Annotated in this window: 16 protein-coding genes and 1 pseudogene; 7 read left to right on the top strand and 10 right to left on the bottom strand. The window is 70.5% G+C overall.

The genetic code is table 11. The annotated features are described in order from the left end of the window. Positions 1 to 139 precede the first annotated feature (139 nt). Positions 140 to 1,369, bottom strand: a complete 1,230-nt coding sequence (locus IG94_RS0117920) for an NADH:flavin oxidoreductase/NADH oxidase family protein (protein ID WP_043483930.1) — start codon at positions 1,367 to 1,369, stop codon at positions 140 to 142. Continuing rightward, positions 1,369 to 2,199 carry an SDR family NAD(P)-dependent oxidoreductase gene (locus IG94_RS0117915; RefSeq protein ID WP_031037309.1) on the bottom strand — a complete coding sequence of 277 codons (831 nt, stop codon included), beginning with the start codon at positions 2,197 to 2,199 and terminating at the stop codon, positions 1,369 to 1,371. Before IG94_RS0117915 ends, IG94_RS0117920 begins: the two co-directional genes overlap by 1 nt. A gap of 137 nt (positions 2,200 to 2,336) precedes the next feature. Here IG94_RS0117915 and IG94_RS0117910 point away from each other — a divergent pair, with 137 nt between their 5' ends. Continuing rightward, positions 2,337 to 2,768, top strand: coding sequence for a MarR family winged helix-turn-helix transcriptional regulator (locus tag IG94_RS0117910; RefSeq protein ID WP_031037307.1), 432 nt, complete (start codon positions 2,337 to 2,339; stop codon positions 2,766 to 2,768). 49 nt (positions 2,769 to 2,817) lie between these two features. On the opposite strand, the gene IG94_RS0117905 is transcribed toward IG94_RS0117910, so the two are convergent. The 4 genes from IG94_RS0117905 to IG94_RS0117890 form a co-directional block, all read right to left on the bottom strand. Further along, positions 2,818 to 3,576 (bottom strand): amino acid ABC transporter ATP-binding protein, encoded by a 759-nt coding sequence (locus IG94_RS0117905; RefSeq protein WP_031037304.1) that lies wholly within the window; start codon positions 3,574 to 3,576, stop codon positions 2,818 to 2,820. Next, positions 3,573 to 4,496 (bottom strand): amino acid ABC transporter permease, encoded by a 924-nt coding sequence (locus tag IG94_RS0117900; RefSeq protein WP_031037301.1) that lies wholly within the window; start codon positions 4,494 to 4,496, stop codon positions 3,573 to 3,575. The genes IG94_RS0117905 and IG94_RS0117900 overlap by 4 nt, the downstream gene beginning before the upstream one ends. After that, a complete protein-coding gene (locus IG94_RS0117895) occupies positions 4,493 to 5,380 on the bottom strand; it encodes an ABC transporter substrate-binding protein (protein ID WP_031037298.1) in 888 nt (295 codons plus the stop codon). Before IG94_RS0117895 ends, IG94_RS0117900 begins: the two co-directional genes overlap by 4 nt. Before the next feature lie 641 nt (positions 5,381 to 6,021). Beyond that, entirely contained in the window at positions 6,022 to 6,774 is a 753-nt protein-coding gene (locus tag IG94_RS0117890) for an SDR family NAD(P)-dependent oxidoreductase (protein WP_031037295.1), read from the bottom strand. 165 nt (positions 6,775 to 6,939) lie between these two features. Between IG94_RS0117890 and IG94_RS0117885 the strand changes: the two genes are divergently transcribed. Continuing rightward, entirely contained in the window at positions 6,940 to 7,779 is an 840-nt protein-coding gene (locus tag IG94_RS0117885; protein WP_031037292.1) for a helix-turn-helix transcriptional regulator, read from the top strand. Next, positions 7,769 to 7,904, top strand: a pseudogene (locus IG94_RS42895) (IS5/IS1182 family transposase); the annotation flags it as partial. The gene IG94_RS0117885 and the pseudogene IG94_RS42895, both read left to right, overlap by 11 nt. 213 nt (positions 7,905 to 8,117) lie before the next feature. Here the strand turns inward: IG94_RS42895 and IG94_RS0117870 are convergent. The 4 genes from IG94_RS0117870 to tgmA all read right to left on the bottom strand — a co-directional run bounded on the left by IG94_RS0117870 (position 8,118) and on the right by tgmA (position 11,155). Further along, complete coding sequence (locus tag IG94_RS0117870; protein WP_224326123.1) at positions 8,118 to 8,582, bottom strand: ATP-binding protein; 465 nt, start codon at positions 8,580 to 8,582, stop codon at positions 8,118 to 8,120. Between the two features lie 178 nt (positions 8,583 to 8,760). Next, positions 8,761 to 9,900, bottom strand: coding sequence for an ATP-grasp peptide maturase system methyltransferase (gene tgmC / locus IG94_RS0117865; RefSeq protein WP_052410732.1), 1,140 nt, complete (start codon positions 9,898 to 9,900; stop codon positions 8,761 to 8,763). After that, a complete protein-coding gene (gene tgmB, locus IG94_RS0117860; protein ID WP_206269842.1) occupies positions 9,897 to 10,847 on the bottom strand; it encodes an ATP-grasp ribosomal peptide maturase in 951 nt (316 codons plus the stop codon). Before tgmB ends, tgmC begins: the two co-directional genes overlap by 4 nt. Next, positions 10,844 to 11,155, bottom strand: coding sequence for a putative ATP-grasp-modified RiPP (tgmA, locus tag IG94_RS0117855; RefSeq protein ID WP_031037279.1), 312 nt, complete (start codon positions 11,153 to 11,155; stop codon positions 10,844 to 10,846). The genes tgmB and tgmA overlap by 4 nt, the downstream gene beginning before the upstream one ends. Positions 11,156 to 11,365: 210 nt before the next feature. Between tgmA and IG94_RS0117850 the strand changes: the two genes are divergently transcribed. The 4 genes from IG94_RS0117850 (at position 11,366) to IG94_RS0117835 (ending at position 14,713) form a co-directional block, all read left to right on the top strand. Further along, complete coding sequence (locus tag IG94_RS0117850) at positions 11,366 to 12,244, top strand: helix-turn-helix domain-containing protein (protein ID WP_031037276.1); 879 nt, start codon at positions 11,366 to 11,368, stop codon at positions 12,242 to 12,244. Then, complete coding sequence (locus IG94_RS0117845; protein ID WP_031037273.1) at positions 12,241 to 12,447, top strand: DUF397 domain-containing protein; 207 nt, start codon at positions 12,241 to 12,243, stop codon at positions 12,445 to 12,447. The genes IG94_RS0117850 and IG94_RS0117845 overlap by 4 nt, the downstream gene beginning before the upstream one ends. 126 nt (positions 12,448 to 12,573) lie before the next feature. Beyond that, positions 12,574 to 13,113, top strand: a complete 540-nt coding sequence (locus IG94_RS0117840) for a GNAT family N-acetyltransferase (RefSeq protein WP_031037270.1) — start codon at positions 12,574 to 12,576, stop codon at positions 13,111 to 13,113. An 88-nt stretch (positions 13,114 to 13,201) separates the two neighbouring features. Continuing rightward, positions 13,202 to 14,713, top strand: coding sequence for an ABC transporter substrate-binding protein (locus IG94_RS0117835; protein WP_031037267.1), 1,512 nt, complete (start codon positions 13,202 to 13,204; stop codon positions 14,711 to 14,713). Positions 14,714 to 14,715: the final 2 nt, after the last annotated feature.

The following is a 14,715-nucleotide window of genomic DNA, read 5'->3' as shown; positions in this document are numbered from 1 at the left end:
ACTCGATTCAGACGTCCATAGAGCCCGTGAAACGATCAAGGGTGGTCCGGTTCGGCCTGTGTGTTCGGCAGATCACGACACGGGCCGGTGCCGTATCGGTCACGCTGCCGCCCTCCCCGGCCTGGTCGCGTTTCCACCCTCAGCCGGGCGTGTGCCACTTGAGGTACTCGCGGCGGCGCCGCGCCCGGACGAGGCGTTCGAGGAGAAGTGCGACGGCGGGGGAGTAGAGCGTCGTGGGCGGCCTGCCCCGTCCGAGGCGGGCGAGTTGGCGTGAGGTGACGGACTGGAGGGCCGCGGCGGCGAGCGTCTTGTTCCGCAGCCGGGTGCGGGGCGGGTCGGCCGGCGCGTCGCGGCCGTCCAGCCACTGCCCCGGCAGCGTGGGGTCGATCGCCAGCGCCGTGGCCACGCCCGCCACGGCGACCCCGGAGTCGATCACCTGCTGGGCGACGGCACGCCGCCGGATCCCGCCGGTCAGCATCAGCGGCAGCGGCGAGGTGGCGACGAGCTGCTCGGCGAGGGAGAGGAAGTACGCCTCGCGGGCCAGGGTGCGGCCGTCGGCGGGGGCGCCGGCGGTGGCCAGGCTCTCGATGCTGCCGCCGGACAGCTCCACCAGGTCCGCCCCCACGTCGGCGAGCATCTTGATGACGTCGCGCGCGTCGTCGGTGTCGAGGCCGCCGCGCTGGAAGTCGGCCGAGTTCAGTTTCACGCCCACGGCGAAGTCCGTACCGACGCGCTCGCGCACCGCGCCGACGACGTCGAGCAGCAGGCGGGCACGGTTGGCCAGGCTGCCGCCCCATCGGTCCTCGCGCCGGTTCACCAAGGGGGAGAGGAACTGGGAGAGGAGGTACCCGTGGGCGGCATGGATCTCGACCCCGTCGAAGCCGGCCTCCCGCGCCCGCCGCGCGGTCACGGCGAAGCGCTCCACCACCTCCTCGATGTCCCGTTCGCCCATCGGCCGGGGCGTCGGATACATGCGGGACAGACCGCCGACCTCGATGGGCACGGCCGAGGGGGCCCAAGTGGTGCGGGCGAGGTCCTTGGGTACGACGCGCCCGGGGTGATTGATCTGCATCCAGACCCGCCCGCCCGCCGACCGCCCGGCCTCCGCCCACCGCCGGAACGGCTCCAGAGGCGTATCCCGCTCCAGGACGACATCGCCGGGCTGGGCCACCGCCCGGCGGTCGATCATGACGTGCCCGGTGAGGAGAAGCCCCGCGCCTCCCGCGGCCATGCGCCGGTAGAGCGTGAGGAGCGCGTCCCCGGGCAACTGCCCCGGCACGGCGAGCAACTCCTCCATCGCGGCCTTGGCGATCCTGTTGGGCAGTACGGCGCCGCTGCCCAGACGCAGCGGCTCGCTCAGCGCGGTCATCACTTCCCCCGCACGGGGGCGAGGTCGCGGACGTCCCGCAACCCCAGCTTGCGGTTGAGCCTCCCGGTCAGGCGGGCTACGGCGGGACGCGGCAGCAGACGGGGCACGAAGGCCGCGGCGCGCTGGGAGCGGCGCCCGGGGAAGGACAGGAACGCGCCGCGCGCGAAGTCGTCGAGCGTCTTGGCGGCGACGTCGGCGGGGGCGTCCGTGAACCTCGGGTTCATGGACGCGGTCGTGCCGTCGAAGAACCCGGTGTCGGTGGCTCCCGGGTGGGCCGCCATCACGCGTACGCCGGTGCCCCGTACCTCCTCGGCGAGCGCCTCGGTGAACGAGAGCACGAACGCCTTGGTCGCGGCGTAGCTCGCCTGGTACGGCATGGGCTGGAAGGCGGCGGTCGAGGCGACGTTGACGATACCGCCGTGCCCGCGGGCGACCATGCGGGCGCCCAGCAGGTGCACCAGGCCCACGAGCGCGGTGACGTTCACGTCGACGGACTGGAGGGTGGGGCCGAGAGGCCGCCCGAGGAACGGTCCCACCGCGCCCGTCCCGGCGTTGTTGACGAGGAGATCGACGTCCAGACCGAGTCCGTCGACGGCGTCGACGACGGCCTGCGGCGAATGCCGGTCCGAGAGATCCGCGGCGACCACGTCGACGCGGACGGAATGCGCCTCCCGTATCCGGTCGGCAAGGGCGTGAAGGGCGTCGCCCGAGCGTGCGACCAGTACCAGGTGCGCGCCGCGGGAGGCGAGGTCCCGGGCGTAGGCCTCGCCCAGCCCCTTCGACGCCCCGGTGACCAGGGCGGTGGTGTCCGTGTAGTCGTAGTCGTGCATGCGTGACTGCTCCCTCTCGGCTGGTCGCTCCCGGCGGATTGCAGGCCGGAACGCCCCGGGGTACTTCGAGTCTCGAAGTAATCGGAGCCATCAACATACACTTCGACCCTCGAAGTAAAAAGGCTAGGATGATGCCCATGACGCGACGCACCATCGAGGCTGCGGTGGCGGCGAACCACGAGCTGTTCCTGCAGACCAGCGACCGCGTCGAGGCGGTCCTGGCCGAACACCGCCTGACTCCCGCGACCGCCCACGCCCTCTGGGCGATCGACCCGGACCAGGCAGCGCCCTCGATGAAGGAACTGGCCGGCCGCCTCTACTGCAACGCGCCCAACCTCAGCTTCGTCATGAACCAGCTCACCAACCGCGGCCTCGCCGAACGCTCCCCCGACCCGGCGGACCGCCGCTCACGCGTGGTGGCGCTGACGGAGGAGGGACGCCGGGTACGGTCGGCGGTCATCGAGGCGACGGTGGCGCTGACGCCGCTGGCCCGGCTGTCGGCGGAGGACCTGGAGCAGCTGGTGAGCCTCCTGGGAAAGGCCCTGGACCCGGGCGAGGGCCCGGCATGAGAATCAGGTACCGGGACTCGGTGGAAGCTCTTTCATCGACGGCGGCCCCTCACAGGCGGCCCGCCTCCACGATCCGCCGCAGGAAGCGCCGTGTGCGGTCGTGCTGCGGGTCGCCGAAAACCTGCTCGGCCGTGCCGCGCTCCAGTACCACGCCCGAGTCCAGGAAGCAGACCTGATCGGCGACTTCGCGCGCGAAGCCCATCTCGTGCGTGGCCAGCATCATGGTCATGCCGTCGCCCTTGAGGTCGCGGACGACGTTCAGCACCTCGCCGACCAGCTCCGGGTCGAGCGCCGCGGTGATCTCGTCGAGCAGCAGCAGCCGGGGCCGTACGGCGAGGGCGCGCGCGATCGCCACCCGCTGCTGCTGGCCGCCGCTGAGCCGGTCCGGGTACTCGCCCGCCCTGCCGCCCAGCCCGAGCCGCTCCAGCAGTTCCACGGCCCGCTGCTCCGCCTCGGCGCGCGGTACGCCGTGCACCCGACGCGGGGCGAGCGTGATGTTCTCCAGCACCGTCATGTGCGGGAACAGGTTGTACGCCTGGAACACCACGCCGATCCGGCGCCGTACCGCGTCCTGGTCGACACGCGGGTCGGTGATCTCCTCGCCGTCCAGCCAGATCGCGCCGTCGTCGATGTCCTCCAGGAGGTTCGCGCACCGCAGCAGTGTCGACTTGCCGGAGCCGGAGGCGCCGATCAGGGCGGTCACCGTGTGCGGCGGGACCTCGATACCGACGTCACGAAGCACGACCGAGCCGCCGAAGGTCTTGCGGACGGACTCCATCCGCAGCACCGGAAGGTCACCGTCGTTCATGTCGTTCCTCCCTGCGCCCGCCGGCGGTCCATCCGGGCCGTCACCCAGTCCGTGAAGCGCGTCATCGGGATGGTCAGGGCGACGAAGACCAGCCCGGCCACAATGTACGGCGTGTAGTTGAGGCTGCGGCCCACGATGATGTCCGCCGCGCGTACGGCGTCCACCGCGCCCCCGATCGACACCAGCCCGGTGTCCTTCTGCAGCGACACCAGGTCGTTCAGCAGGGGCGGCACCTGGCGGCGCACCGCCTGCGGCAGCACCACGAACCGCAGCGCCTGCCGGTTCGACAGGCCCAGGGACCGGGCCGCCGCGCGCTGCGAGGGATGCACCGACTCGATGCCCGCGCGGAACACCTCGGCCACGTACGCCGAATACGTCAGCGTCAGCGCCGTGCCCCCGAGGAGCACCGGGTCGACCGTGACGCCCTGAAGACGCAGCGCGGGGACGCCGAGGACCACGATCATCAGGTTGATGATCAGCGGCAGTCCCCGGAAGAAGTCCGTGTACGCCGCCGCCAGCACCCGCAGCGGGAAGAACACGGGGCCGCGCAAGGTGCGGGCGACGGCGATGAGCATGCCGAGAACCAGCACGGCGGCGCCGCAGACCAGCAGCAGCCGCAGGTTCAGCCAGAGGCCCTCAACGACCTTCGGGAACGCCTCGCGCGCGTACTGCCCGTTGAAGAAGGTCTCCCTGGTGCGCGGCCAGCCGGGCGCGCTGACAACAAGCAGGTAGACCACGACCCCGGTGACCAGGGTCGAGAGCGCGGCGACCGCCGTGGCACGGCGGGCCCGGACACGCCGGTACCGCTCGCGCTCCAGCCGGCGGGCCGACGGCACGTACGGGCTGCCGCCCGGGAAACCGTGTTCATTGCGCTCGTCGCCCGCATCGTCGCGACCGAACCCGTCCTTGACGACGCTCACTTGAGCACCGGCGCGTCGACCGCCTCGGAGAGCCACCGCTGCTCGATCTTCGCCAGGGTGCCGTCCGCACGGAGCGCGTCCACGGCGTCCGTCACACAGGCGGTGAGCGCGCTGCCCTTGTCCAGCACCAGACCGAACTGCTCCGGGGCCCCGCCCCGGTTCTCGAACTGACCGACGATCCGGGCATCGGTCACCTCGGCGGAGGTGATGTAGAACGCGGTCGGCAGGTCGACCACGATCGCATCGACCTGGCCGTTCTTCAACGCGGACTTGGCCTGGTCGTTCTTGGCGTAGACGGCCGGGTCCCGGGTCGGCTGCACGACCCCGTCGATGTAGTCGAGGCTCGTAGTGCCCACCTGGGCCCCCAGCTTGAAACCCTTGAGGTCCGCGACGCCGGCCGCCCTCGCCGCCTTGGACCCCTTCAGTGCGACGACGGCCTGGCGGACGTCGTAGTAACCCGACGAGAAGTCCACGGCCTTCTTGCGCTCGTCGCTCACGGACACCTGGTTGATGTCGAAGTCGAAGGTCTTCTCGCCCGGGGCGAAGGCCTTGTTGAACGGCACGCTCTGCCACACGACGGCGTCCCTGCCGTACCCGAGCCGCTCCGCGACGGCATACGCCACGGCCGACTCGAAGCCCTCGCCGTTGGCCGGGTCGTCGCCCGTGAACCACGGCTCGTAGGCGGGCCGGTCGGTGGCGACCGTCAGCTTGCCGGAGGCCCTGGTGGCGAGTTCGCCCTCGACACACGAAGACCCGCCCTTCGCGCCGGAGGACTTGGCAGAGGCGTCGTCCTCGGGCTGCGGCGCACAGCCGACGGCAACCGCGAGCAGGGCGACGGAGACGCAGGCGAGTGAGCGGCGGGAGGCACGAGGGGCGAGACGCATGGCGGGAGGGTGACAGCCACGTCCCTGGTTTGTCGAGGTCGCGTGCGGTAAGTCCGCATGGTGGGAACGGGTGTTGCAGTCTTGTGAACGGAGTCCTCGCAACTCTGCCCCCGGAGCCAACCGGCTCCTCGGCTCCAGCGGGAAGCAGTCGCGTCACCGCGAACGGAATGTCCCCGTCAGGGACATGAACCGGCCGGATCGTGAGCGGGGGGGGGCGTGCAACAGCGTCGCACGCCCCTGGAGTTACGCCGATACCACCGGAAAGCCCCGGTTAGGGGGCTGATGCCCTGCCATGCCCTTGTCATTATGGATTCGGTGAGGGACCGTGGACCGTGCGCCGGTGCCGGTGATCATGTCCTTGGGGGGAACATGAGCGGGGATCAGTACGGGTGGCTTCGTGCTGCCGTGTCGCGGTTCGGCGGAGTGTGCAAGGACGTCTGTCGCAGGTGATGGACATGGTGTCCGTGGCAGAACGCGCGCGGGCCGGGGGGGGGCAGTAGTGACGCCGGTAAGCGAAAAGATCATTCAGGAGCCATGAGAACAGGCTCCGGAGGCCGGACAGAACGACCGGTAGACAGCCCAGCAGGGCGTCAGTCAGACCCCGAGCCACGGCCGCCGGAACCTGAGGATCAGCATCAATGTCAGACCTGGCCGTAACCGCCGTCGACCTGGTAATCGGCGCCGTTGACGTGGGAGGCTGCGTCCGAGGCGACGAAGGCGATGACGGCGGCGACCTCTTCCGCGGTACCGGCCCTGGTCATCGGGGTCCCGGTGCCCATCGTGGCGATGAGCGACTCGCGTTCCTCGGCGGTGCCGGCCAGCTGTGCGATACCGGGAGTGTCCGTCGGGCCCGGGCTCACCACGTTCACTCGGATCCCGCGTGGGGTCAGCTCAAGGGCCCAGGTACGGGCGAGGGCGCGGACTCCGGCCTTGGAAGCCGCGTAGAGACTCCGCCCGCGCGACGCCTTGTGCGCGGCCATCGAGCCCGTGAGGACGATGACGGCACCGTCCACCAGCAGCGGCAGCGCCTTCTGGACGGTCAAGATCGTGCCGGTGATGTTGACGTCGAAGACCGACCTGATGACGTCCTCGGTGATGGCTCCCAGCGGTGCGGTCGCGATCGCCGCCGCGTTGACAACCAGCACGTCCAGTCGGCCGCTGCGCCGCTCCACCTGTGCGAAGAGCCGGTCGAGGTCGTCGGCCGAGCGCGAGTCGGCCCGCACCCCGACGACATCACCCGGTAGATCCGCGGCCGCCGCCGTCAGGGCGTCCTGGTCCCGTCCCGTGATGTAGACGGTGCCGCCCCCTTCGGCGATCTCCCGCGCGGTGACGTGGCCGATACCGGCACTCCCGCCCGTCACGACCGCGACCTTGTTGTGAAACGCGTTGCTCATGGAACTCGTCGTCCGTTCATCTGGCCAGCCGTTCCGAAGGGAACGTCCTGGGGAAACACAGGCGGGACGAGCCTGTGCCTGGTGCGGACCCCGGTGCCAGAAGCCTGCTGACACTGGTGTTGGCAGCACCAGGCCGACGCCTCCCGGCTCTGGCACAGTGGACAGGTGCCGACCACCACGAACCGGACCGAACTACGGGAGTTCCTGCGCTCACGACGCGCGCGGGTCTCACCCGAGGACGTCGGCATACCCCCGGGCGTCCGTCGGCGCACCCCCGGACTGCGTCGCGAGGAGGTCGCCCAGCTGGCCGGTGTCGGCATCACCTGGTACACGTGGCTGGAGCAGGGGCGGCCGATCAACGTCAGCTCGCAGGTGCTCGACGCGGTGGCCCGCACGCTGTTTCTGGGTGCCGCCGAGCGTGACCACCTCTACCGTCTGGCCGAGGTGCCCCAGCCCCCGGTCATCAGTGATCCGCCGACCGAACTCCCCGGCCATCTCGACACCGTCCTGGGAGCCCTGGACCCGTTGCCCGCCATGTTGGTCGACGCCCGCACCGACGTACTGCGTTGGAACCGCGCATACGCGGCCCTGCACCCCGCGCTGGTCAGTGCTCCGCCTGGCAAGCGCAACACCCTCTGGAACCTCTTCGCGGCACCGGAGGGGCACTACCGCGTCGTCAACCGCGACGAGCAGGCGCCCGAGGCCGTGGCAGGGTTCCGCTATCGCTACAGCCAGAATGCTGGCGACCCGCAATGGCAGGACTTCGTCGCCCGTCTGTGTACCGTCAGCCCGCTGTTCTCTCGGCTCTGGGCCACGCACGACGTCGCTCCACCGCGCCTTTGCGACAAGCGCTACGACATCCCTGGGATCGGCGAAGTGAGCCTGCGTACCACCGGCATGGAACTGACCGACCACCCCGGCGTCCGCCTCGTCGTCCAGACCCCCACCGACCGGCGCAGCCGCGAGAACATCGACCGCCTGCTGCGCCGGGCGACGCACCTGTGATGAATGGACCGAGGCTCGGGTAAGGGCCAAGCTCCACCGGTTTGGTCCTGGACGAACTCGGTGACCGCAGCGGACTGGGCCGGTCGCGGTGCGCGATCGACTTCGTCAGCGTCCGGACCCTCAAAGAGGAGTGAAAGCCGTCGTCTGCGACAGCGGATCACCACACTCCCGGCAGTACCGCCGAGCCGTACCGCCATCACCCGAGCAGCGCCGCGTCGTCGGAGATCTTGGCCTTCGCGTTCGCCCTGTTGCCGACCGTCGAGCGCCCGACGCGGCGCATGCGACATTTTGGTCGGGACGGGATGCGGGAGTCCAGCCGGTGCGGACGAGGCGAGGTCCTACGGGATCAGCGGCGGCGAGATCAGGCCAGGTGCGGTGCACTCCGCCCAGACCGTTTTGCCGGGACCGCCCGAGCGGCGCGGGCGGCAGCCCCACCGGTCGGCCAGCGCCTCGACGAGCAGCAGGCCGCGCCCGCCCTCGCCGTCGGCCCGCGACGCGGCCGGGAGCGCGGGCAGGCGTTCACCACGTGTGTCGGTGACCTCGATGCGTACAACTTCGGTGGCCGCGTCGGCCGTCAGCAGTACGTGGAAGTCACGGCCGGCCACATGCCCGTGCCGGACGGCGTTGGCGCACAGCTCGGCCGCGACGAGGGAGAGGACGCCGTGCGCGTCGCTGCCGTACGGCACGCCCCAGGTGTCCAGCCGGTGCTCGCACATGCGCCGGGCGAGGCGGGCACCGCGCGGGGAGGAGCTGAAGGACATCGTGAACCGGTGCGCCGCGAGGGGTGGTTGAGTTGAGGTCATGCACCCACGGTGGCGCTCCGTTTACCGCCGTGACCAGCGGTGACGCGCTGACGCGGGCCCTTCGTACGAGGCCACGAGCGGCGGTGTACGGAAGGGTACGGAGACCGGCACAGCGAAGCGCTCCGCCCCCGTCGTGCCGGTGGGGCGGAGCGCGTGCGTGGGACAGCGGTCGCAGCGGTCAGAGGCCGGGCCAGCCGATCGTTGGCTGTGCGGACGTGAGGGTGATCTCGAACTCCTCCAACGGGGGTGCTCCTGCGCCGCGCCACCGGGTGATGTGCTCCTCGACGGCGTCCCAGATGCGGGTCGGCCCGTTCTGCCGGACCGTCCACCGGCCGTCGTACTCCCGCAGCACGGCCCAGGCGCCGGTGTCGACGTCCAGGAACAGGTGTTCCGTACGGCCTTCGCGGGTGAGGACGACGTACTGAGCGTGTGGCGCGGCGAGTTGGGCGACGAACCTGGTGTTCCAGTCTTCGATCACGTCGGCGCCGAAGACCGCACGTCGATCGTCGCCCTCGTCGAGGTCGGGGAGCAGTCCCAGCGGTGGCGGCAGGTGCGGCCTGGCGAGCATGAAGGAGATGCGCCCACCGAGGAGGCGCCCGGAAGCCGTGCCGTCCTCGTGGACCGTCAGCCGGGCCAGCTCGGAGGAGTACAGCCATCCGCAGAGGGTGACCAGCACGACTCCGCCGGGACGGGTCTGCTCGATCAGCTCGCGGGGGACGGTGAGGAGACCGCAGGCGGCGATCACCCGGTCGTACGGAGCCCCGTCCCGATGCCCGGCGAGGCCGTCGCCGACGATCAGGTCGGGTGTGAACCCGCAGTGTCCCAGCGCGTTGCGGGCGCGGGTGGACACGCCCTCGTCGACCTCGACGGAGGTCACCGAGTCGTCGCCGAGCCGGTGGCACATCAGTGCCGTGGAGTAGCCGGTGCCCGTACCGATCTCGAGGACCCGGTGCCCCGAGTCGACCTGGAGGTCTTCGAGCATGCGCACGACCAGGCCGGGCATGGTGCTGGACGAGGTGGGGGCACGCATGATCTCCCCGCGGATGTCTCCCGGTACGACCGTGCCGGCGATCTGCGTCACGAGGGACGCGTCCTCGTAGCAGCTCTCCAGCCACCGCGCATCGTCCTGCATGACCGGAGTCCAGGCAGTGGGTGTCGAGCCGGCCACCTCCTGGAAGAAGCCTCCGCGCAGGAATTCGTGGCGCGGGACCGCGGTCACGGCCTCTCGCCAGGGTTCGGTGCGCAGATGCCCGTCGGCGGTCAGCCGCTCTGCGAGCCGCGTCCTCAGTCTCTTGGCGCTCACTTCTTCGTCGTTCACGTCGTTTTCCTCTCCAGGAGATCCGCCATCGCCGCCACCATCGGCAGCCCGGTCTCCGGTTCCAGCCACGCCCACTGCCCGGAGGGGTTGCACTCCAGAAACCACCATTGGCCCCGGCGGTCCACGGCGAAGTCGAAAGCGCCGAACACCAGCCGGAAGTGGTCGAGATAGGCGTGCAGAGATTCGAGGACACCGGGCGGCGGCTGGACCACGCCGTACCGGAGTCGCGCGTAGTCGGTGCGCCAGTCCAGCAGGTCCGAGTCGATGCGGACGCAGAACACGTGGTCGCCCATGACGGTCACGCGCACGTCGCCGGTCTTGTCGATCCTCTGCTGGAAGAGGTGGACGGTGCCGCTCACGGAGTCGTCGATCTCGTCGGCGGTGACCTCGCGCACCTCGACGGTGCAGGAGACGCCGTCGATCCGGTACAGCGGCGTGGACAGCGGCTTGTAGAGCACCGGGCTGTGGGCCTTGACGAAGGCGCGCGCGGTGTCGGGGTCGGAGGTGATCACTGTGGGAGGCAGCCGGAACCCGCACGCGGCCGCGACGGCGAGCCCGGACGGCTTGAACTCGGCGTCACCGATGCGGTGAGGGTGGTTGACGTACCGGCAGCCGGGCAGCGAGGCGAGGACCCCGCCGATGCCGTAGCGGGCCTGCGTGACGGCGAAGCGCGCCGTCTGGTCGTCGAGGTGGGGGAAGGCGAATCCGGAGGGCCTGCGGTAGTACAGGGAACGGACGCGGGACAGGTCGGCGGTACGCGTGGGCGTGGTCAGCGTGCCCTCGATCCCGTTCGACGTGAGGGTGGCCGCGATCGACAGGGTGGCGGGGAAGTCCCCGGAGTCGAATCGCACGACCGGGACACCCCGGCCGTGCAGCTCGTCAATCACCAGGTCGGTCGTGGGGTCGTCCAGATTGGTGACGACCAGAACCGGACCCATGTCTGTCACTGGTCGGTGTCGTTCCCGGAATCCTGGTCGCCGCCACCGTTGCCTCCCGGGCCGGCCCCGTTCGAGGAGTTGCCGGTGTTGGTCGCCGGCCTGGTGCCGGTGCTGGTTCCGTGACCCGGCATCTCCAACACGGCCCCGGACGCGTCGAAGTAGCGGCCGGTCTGAGTGGCGGGGTCCAGCTCCACACGGGCGTAGGAAGGGGCGAGGGCCGGGTACGGTGCCATGCGGCGCAACCCCCACGGGGTGGGGGTGCTGATGCCGTTGGGCAGCGGTGCCCCGCTGGGGAGCCGATCCGAGTGGGCGAACATGGTTGCCTCCTGGTGAGCGCGAATGTCGGGGGTGCGGTCGCCTGTCGGCGCAGGTCGTGAACCGTCACCAACAGGGGTGGTCGTGATGCGATCGCGCACTCACGGTGGTGCATCGTGGCCTAGCGTGACCAGTGGTGACGCGCCGACGCGACCCCTTCGTACGCGGCGGCATCCGACGGTGTACGGGGCGGTACGGGAAAGGTGCGGGTCATGACGAGCGTTCGGGACGAAGAGGCTGGTCGGGGGCAGGCGGCGGTACCGGTGCAGGGCGGGCGGAGGGCGGGGGACGAGCCGGGGTCGGGCGTAGTGACCGCGTTCGGACGGCAGTTGAAGCTGCTGCGGATTCGGGCGGGGCTGGAGCGGACCGAGTTCGGCAAGCGGATGGGCTACTCGGCGGACACGGTGGCTTCCATCGAGCAGGGGAGGCGGATTCCGCAGGCTCAGTTCATCGAGAAGGCGGATGAGGTGCTGGGGGCCGGTGGGGTGCTCAATGCCCTCAAGGAGGAGGTGGGGCGGGCCCAGTATCCGGCGTTCTTCCGGGACATGGCACGCCTCGAAGCCAAAGCCACGGCGCTGTCCGTGTACGCGGTGTACGCCGTGCCGGGACTGTTGCAGACAGAGGACTACGCGCGAGCCGTCTTCCATATGCAGCGGCCACTGCTCGACGACGAGATGATCGAGCAGCGTTTCGAGGCACGCATGGTGCGTCAGGAGGTTCTTCGCCGACGTCCTGCTCCCTTGATGAGCTTCGTGATCGAGGAAGCGGTACTGCGCAGGCCGATCGGCGGCCCGAGTGTCATGCGCGAGACGCTGGGACAGATCCTTGTCACCAGTCGGTCCAGGAACGTTGAGGTGCAGGTCATGCCGATCGATCGAGAGGACAACGCTGCCTTGAGCGGACCGTTCTCGTTGATCGACGTCGACGGAGGGCAACGTCTCGCCTACGCCGAAGTGCAGGATCTGAGTCGCCTCTACACCGACACCACCTACGTGCGTACGCTCGAAGCGCGTTATGGCATCCTCCGGTCACAGGCGCTGACACCGAGCGAGTCAGTCGCGTTCATCGAGCAACTGATGGGAGACACATGAGCGTGCAGCACAGCAAGACGGCTGTGCCCGAGGCCGCGTGGTACAAGAGCAGCCACAGCACAGGCAACGGTGGTGAATGCGTCGAGGTCGCCGCGACCGCTGAGGCCGTCCTCGTCCGGGACTCGAAGCAGCCTGCTGCGGCTCGCCTCGCGATTGGTGCCGACGCCTGGGGTGGCTTCGTACGTATGGCCGCTGAGCGCTGATCCAAAGGAAGGGAGGGGGCCGCGTGTACGCCGGCCCCCTCCCTTTGCTGTGCGTCTCGGATTCGCCCAGCCGCTTCTCCAGGAGGCCCTGGATGACGCTTTTCGGTTAATGCGTACGATGTGCAAGTGCGCCACAGTGACTACAGCATCAGGACCGCGACGGCCGCCGACCTGCCCGCCGCCCGAGCCGTCATGCTCGACACCGTCTACCGGGACTTCGGTACCGGGTACGTGCCGCGTTGGCACGGGGACGTCATCGATCTGGCCGGGGCGTATCTGGAGCCTGCCCGGCATACCCTGCTCGTTGCCGTGGACGAGGGGGACGGGGGAGTCGTGGCCACCGGGGCGCTGGACTCGCGTGGGCCCGCGCATCCGCCGAACCCGCTCCACCTCGCCGAGCGCTATCCCTCCGGCGTGACCGCGCAGCTGCGGCGCGTGTACGTGCGGCCCGAGCACCGGCGGCGGGGGCTGGCGGGGAGGCTCGTCGACGAGCTGATGGCGTTCGCCGCCGCCGACGGGGGGTACCGGGCCGTCTATCTGCACACCGACCCCGCCGTGACCGGGGCCGAGCCGTTCTGGCGGTCGCTCGCCAAGGTGGTGCACGATGAGCGGGAAGATGCTGGTGGGGGGCAGGGGATCGTGCACTTTGATGTTCCGATGGGGTGACGTTCGGGTGATAATCGTTTCCATGTAGGGGCCGGGTCAGTCGTTGTCCGTTCCCTCGTCCGTCCGCTCACCGATCGATCCGAGGACCATGCGCTCCCTCCGCCGCCCCCGGCTGCTCGCCCCCTTCCTGCTCACCCCGCTGATAGCCGGCTGCTTCGCCTCCGGAGGCGGGGACTCCGGCGATGGCGGTGGCAAGGGCGGGGACGGGGACCGGCTGCGGGTCGCCCTCGCCTTCCCGCCCGCCGAGAACCTCTCCCCGTACGGCGCCGACGCCACCCTGCTCAGCCGGCTCGGGGTCACCGAGGGCCTCACCGCCCTCGACGCCAACGGCTCCGCCGCCCCCGCGCTCGCCGAGTCGTGGCGCAGGGACGGGGAGAAGACCTGGGAGTTCACGCTTCGGGACGCCATCTTCCAGGACGGCAGCGACGTGACCCCCGACGCCGTCGCCGACTCCCTCGGACAGGCCGTTCGCGCCAAGCCCGCACCCGCCGCCCTCGCCGGTGTCGGCCTGACCGCCGAGGCGGGCGGCGAGCGGGTCGTCCGGGTCACCACCGCCGAGCCCGACCCCGTACTGCCGTTGCGGCTCTCCAGCCCCAGCCTCGCCATCCTCTCCGCCAAGGCGTACGAGGAGAAGGGCGGCAAGGCAGACGCCGTCGGTACCGCCACCGGGCCCTTCCAGCTGACCAAGGTCAACGGCGCCACTTCCGCCTCCCTCGACCGGTTCGACGATTACTGGGGCGGCCGCGCCCAGGCCTCCGGCATCGACGCCCGCTTCGTCGCCGACGGCACCGCGCGCGCCAACGCCCTGCGGACCGGCGAGCTGGACATCGCCGAGGCCGTGCCCGTCGCGCAGGCCGCCTCGCTCGACGAGGGGACGCGGCGCGACACCGCCACCACCCGTACCACCAGCCTGCTGTTCAACGCCTCCTCCGGGACCTTCAAGGATGCCGGGCTGCGGGCCGCTGCCCGGGGCGCCGTCGACACCTCCGTGTTCGCCAAGGACGTGTACGAGGGGTACGGCGATCCGGGTGCCGGAATCTACGGGCCCGCCGTGACCTGGGCCGAGGGGAAGCGGAGTGCGCCCGTCGGGCGGGCCGGGGCCGGTAAGCCCGGCGGTGACGACGTCATCGACCTCGCCACCTACGACAACCGGCCCGAGCTGCCCGAGGCCGCCCAGGTCGTCAAGCAGCAGTTGGAGAAGGCCGGGTTCACCGTCAAGCTCACCGTGCGGGAGTACTCGCGGCTGGAGGCGGACGCGCTGGACGGGAAGTTCGACGCGTTCGTGCTGGCGCGGAACACGCTCCTCGACACCGGGGACCCCGTCGCCGTGCTCGCCAGCGACTACACCTGCGACGGCGGTTTCAACATCGCCCAGCTGTGCGACAAGGACGTCGACCGCGCCGTCGCCGACGCCGAGAAGATCGCCGACACCGCGAAGCGGCAGGACGCCGCCATGGCCGCCGAGGCGCGCATCCTCGGCAGCGACGCCGTCGTGCCGCTCGTGCACCAGCGCATCATCACCGGCGTCGCCGACTCCGTGCAGGGCGTGATCCTCGACCCGTACGAGCGCACCCTCGTCGGCACCGGCACCCGGCGCTGAGC

The sequence above is a fragment of the Streptomyces olivaceus genome (assembly GCF_000721235.1).
Taxonomy (GTDB): Bacteria; Actinomycetota; Actinomycetes; order Streptomycetales; family Streptomycetaceae; genus Streptomyces; species Streptomyces olivaceus.
This window is presented reverse-complemented; position numbering and strand designations above follow the sequence as displayed.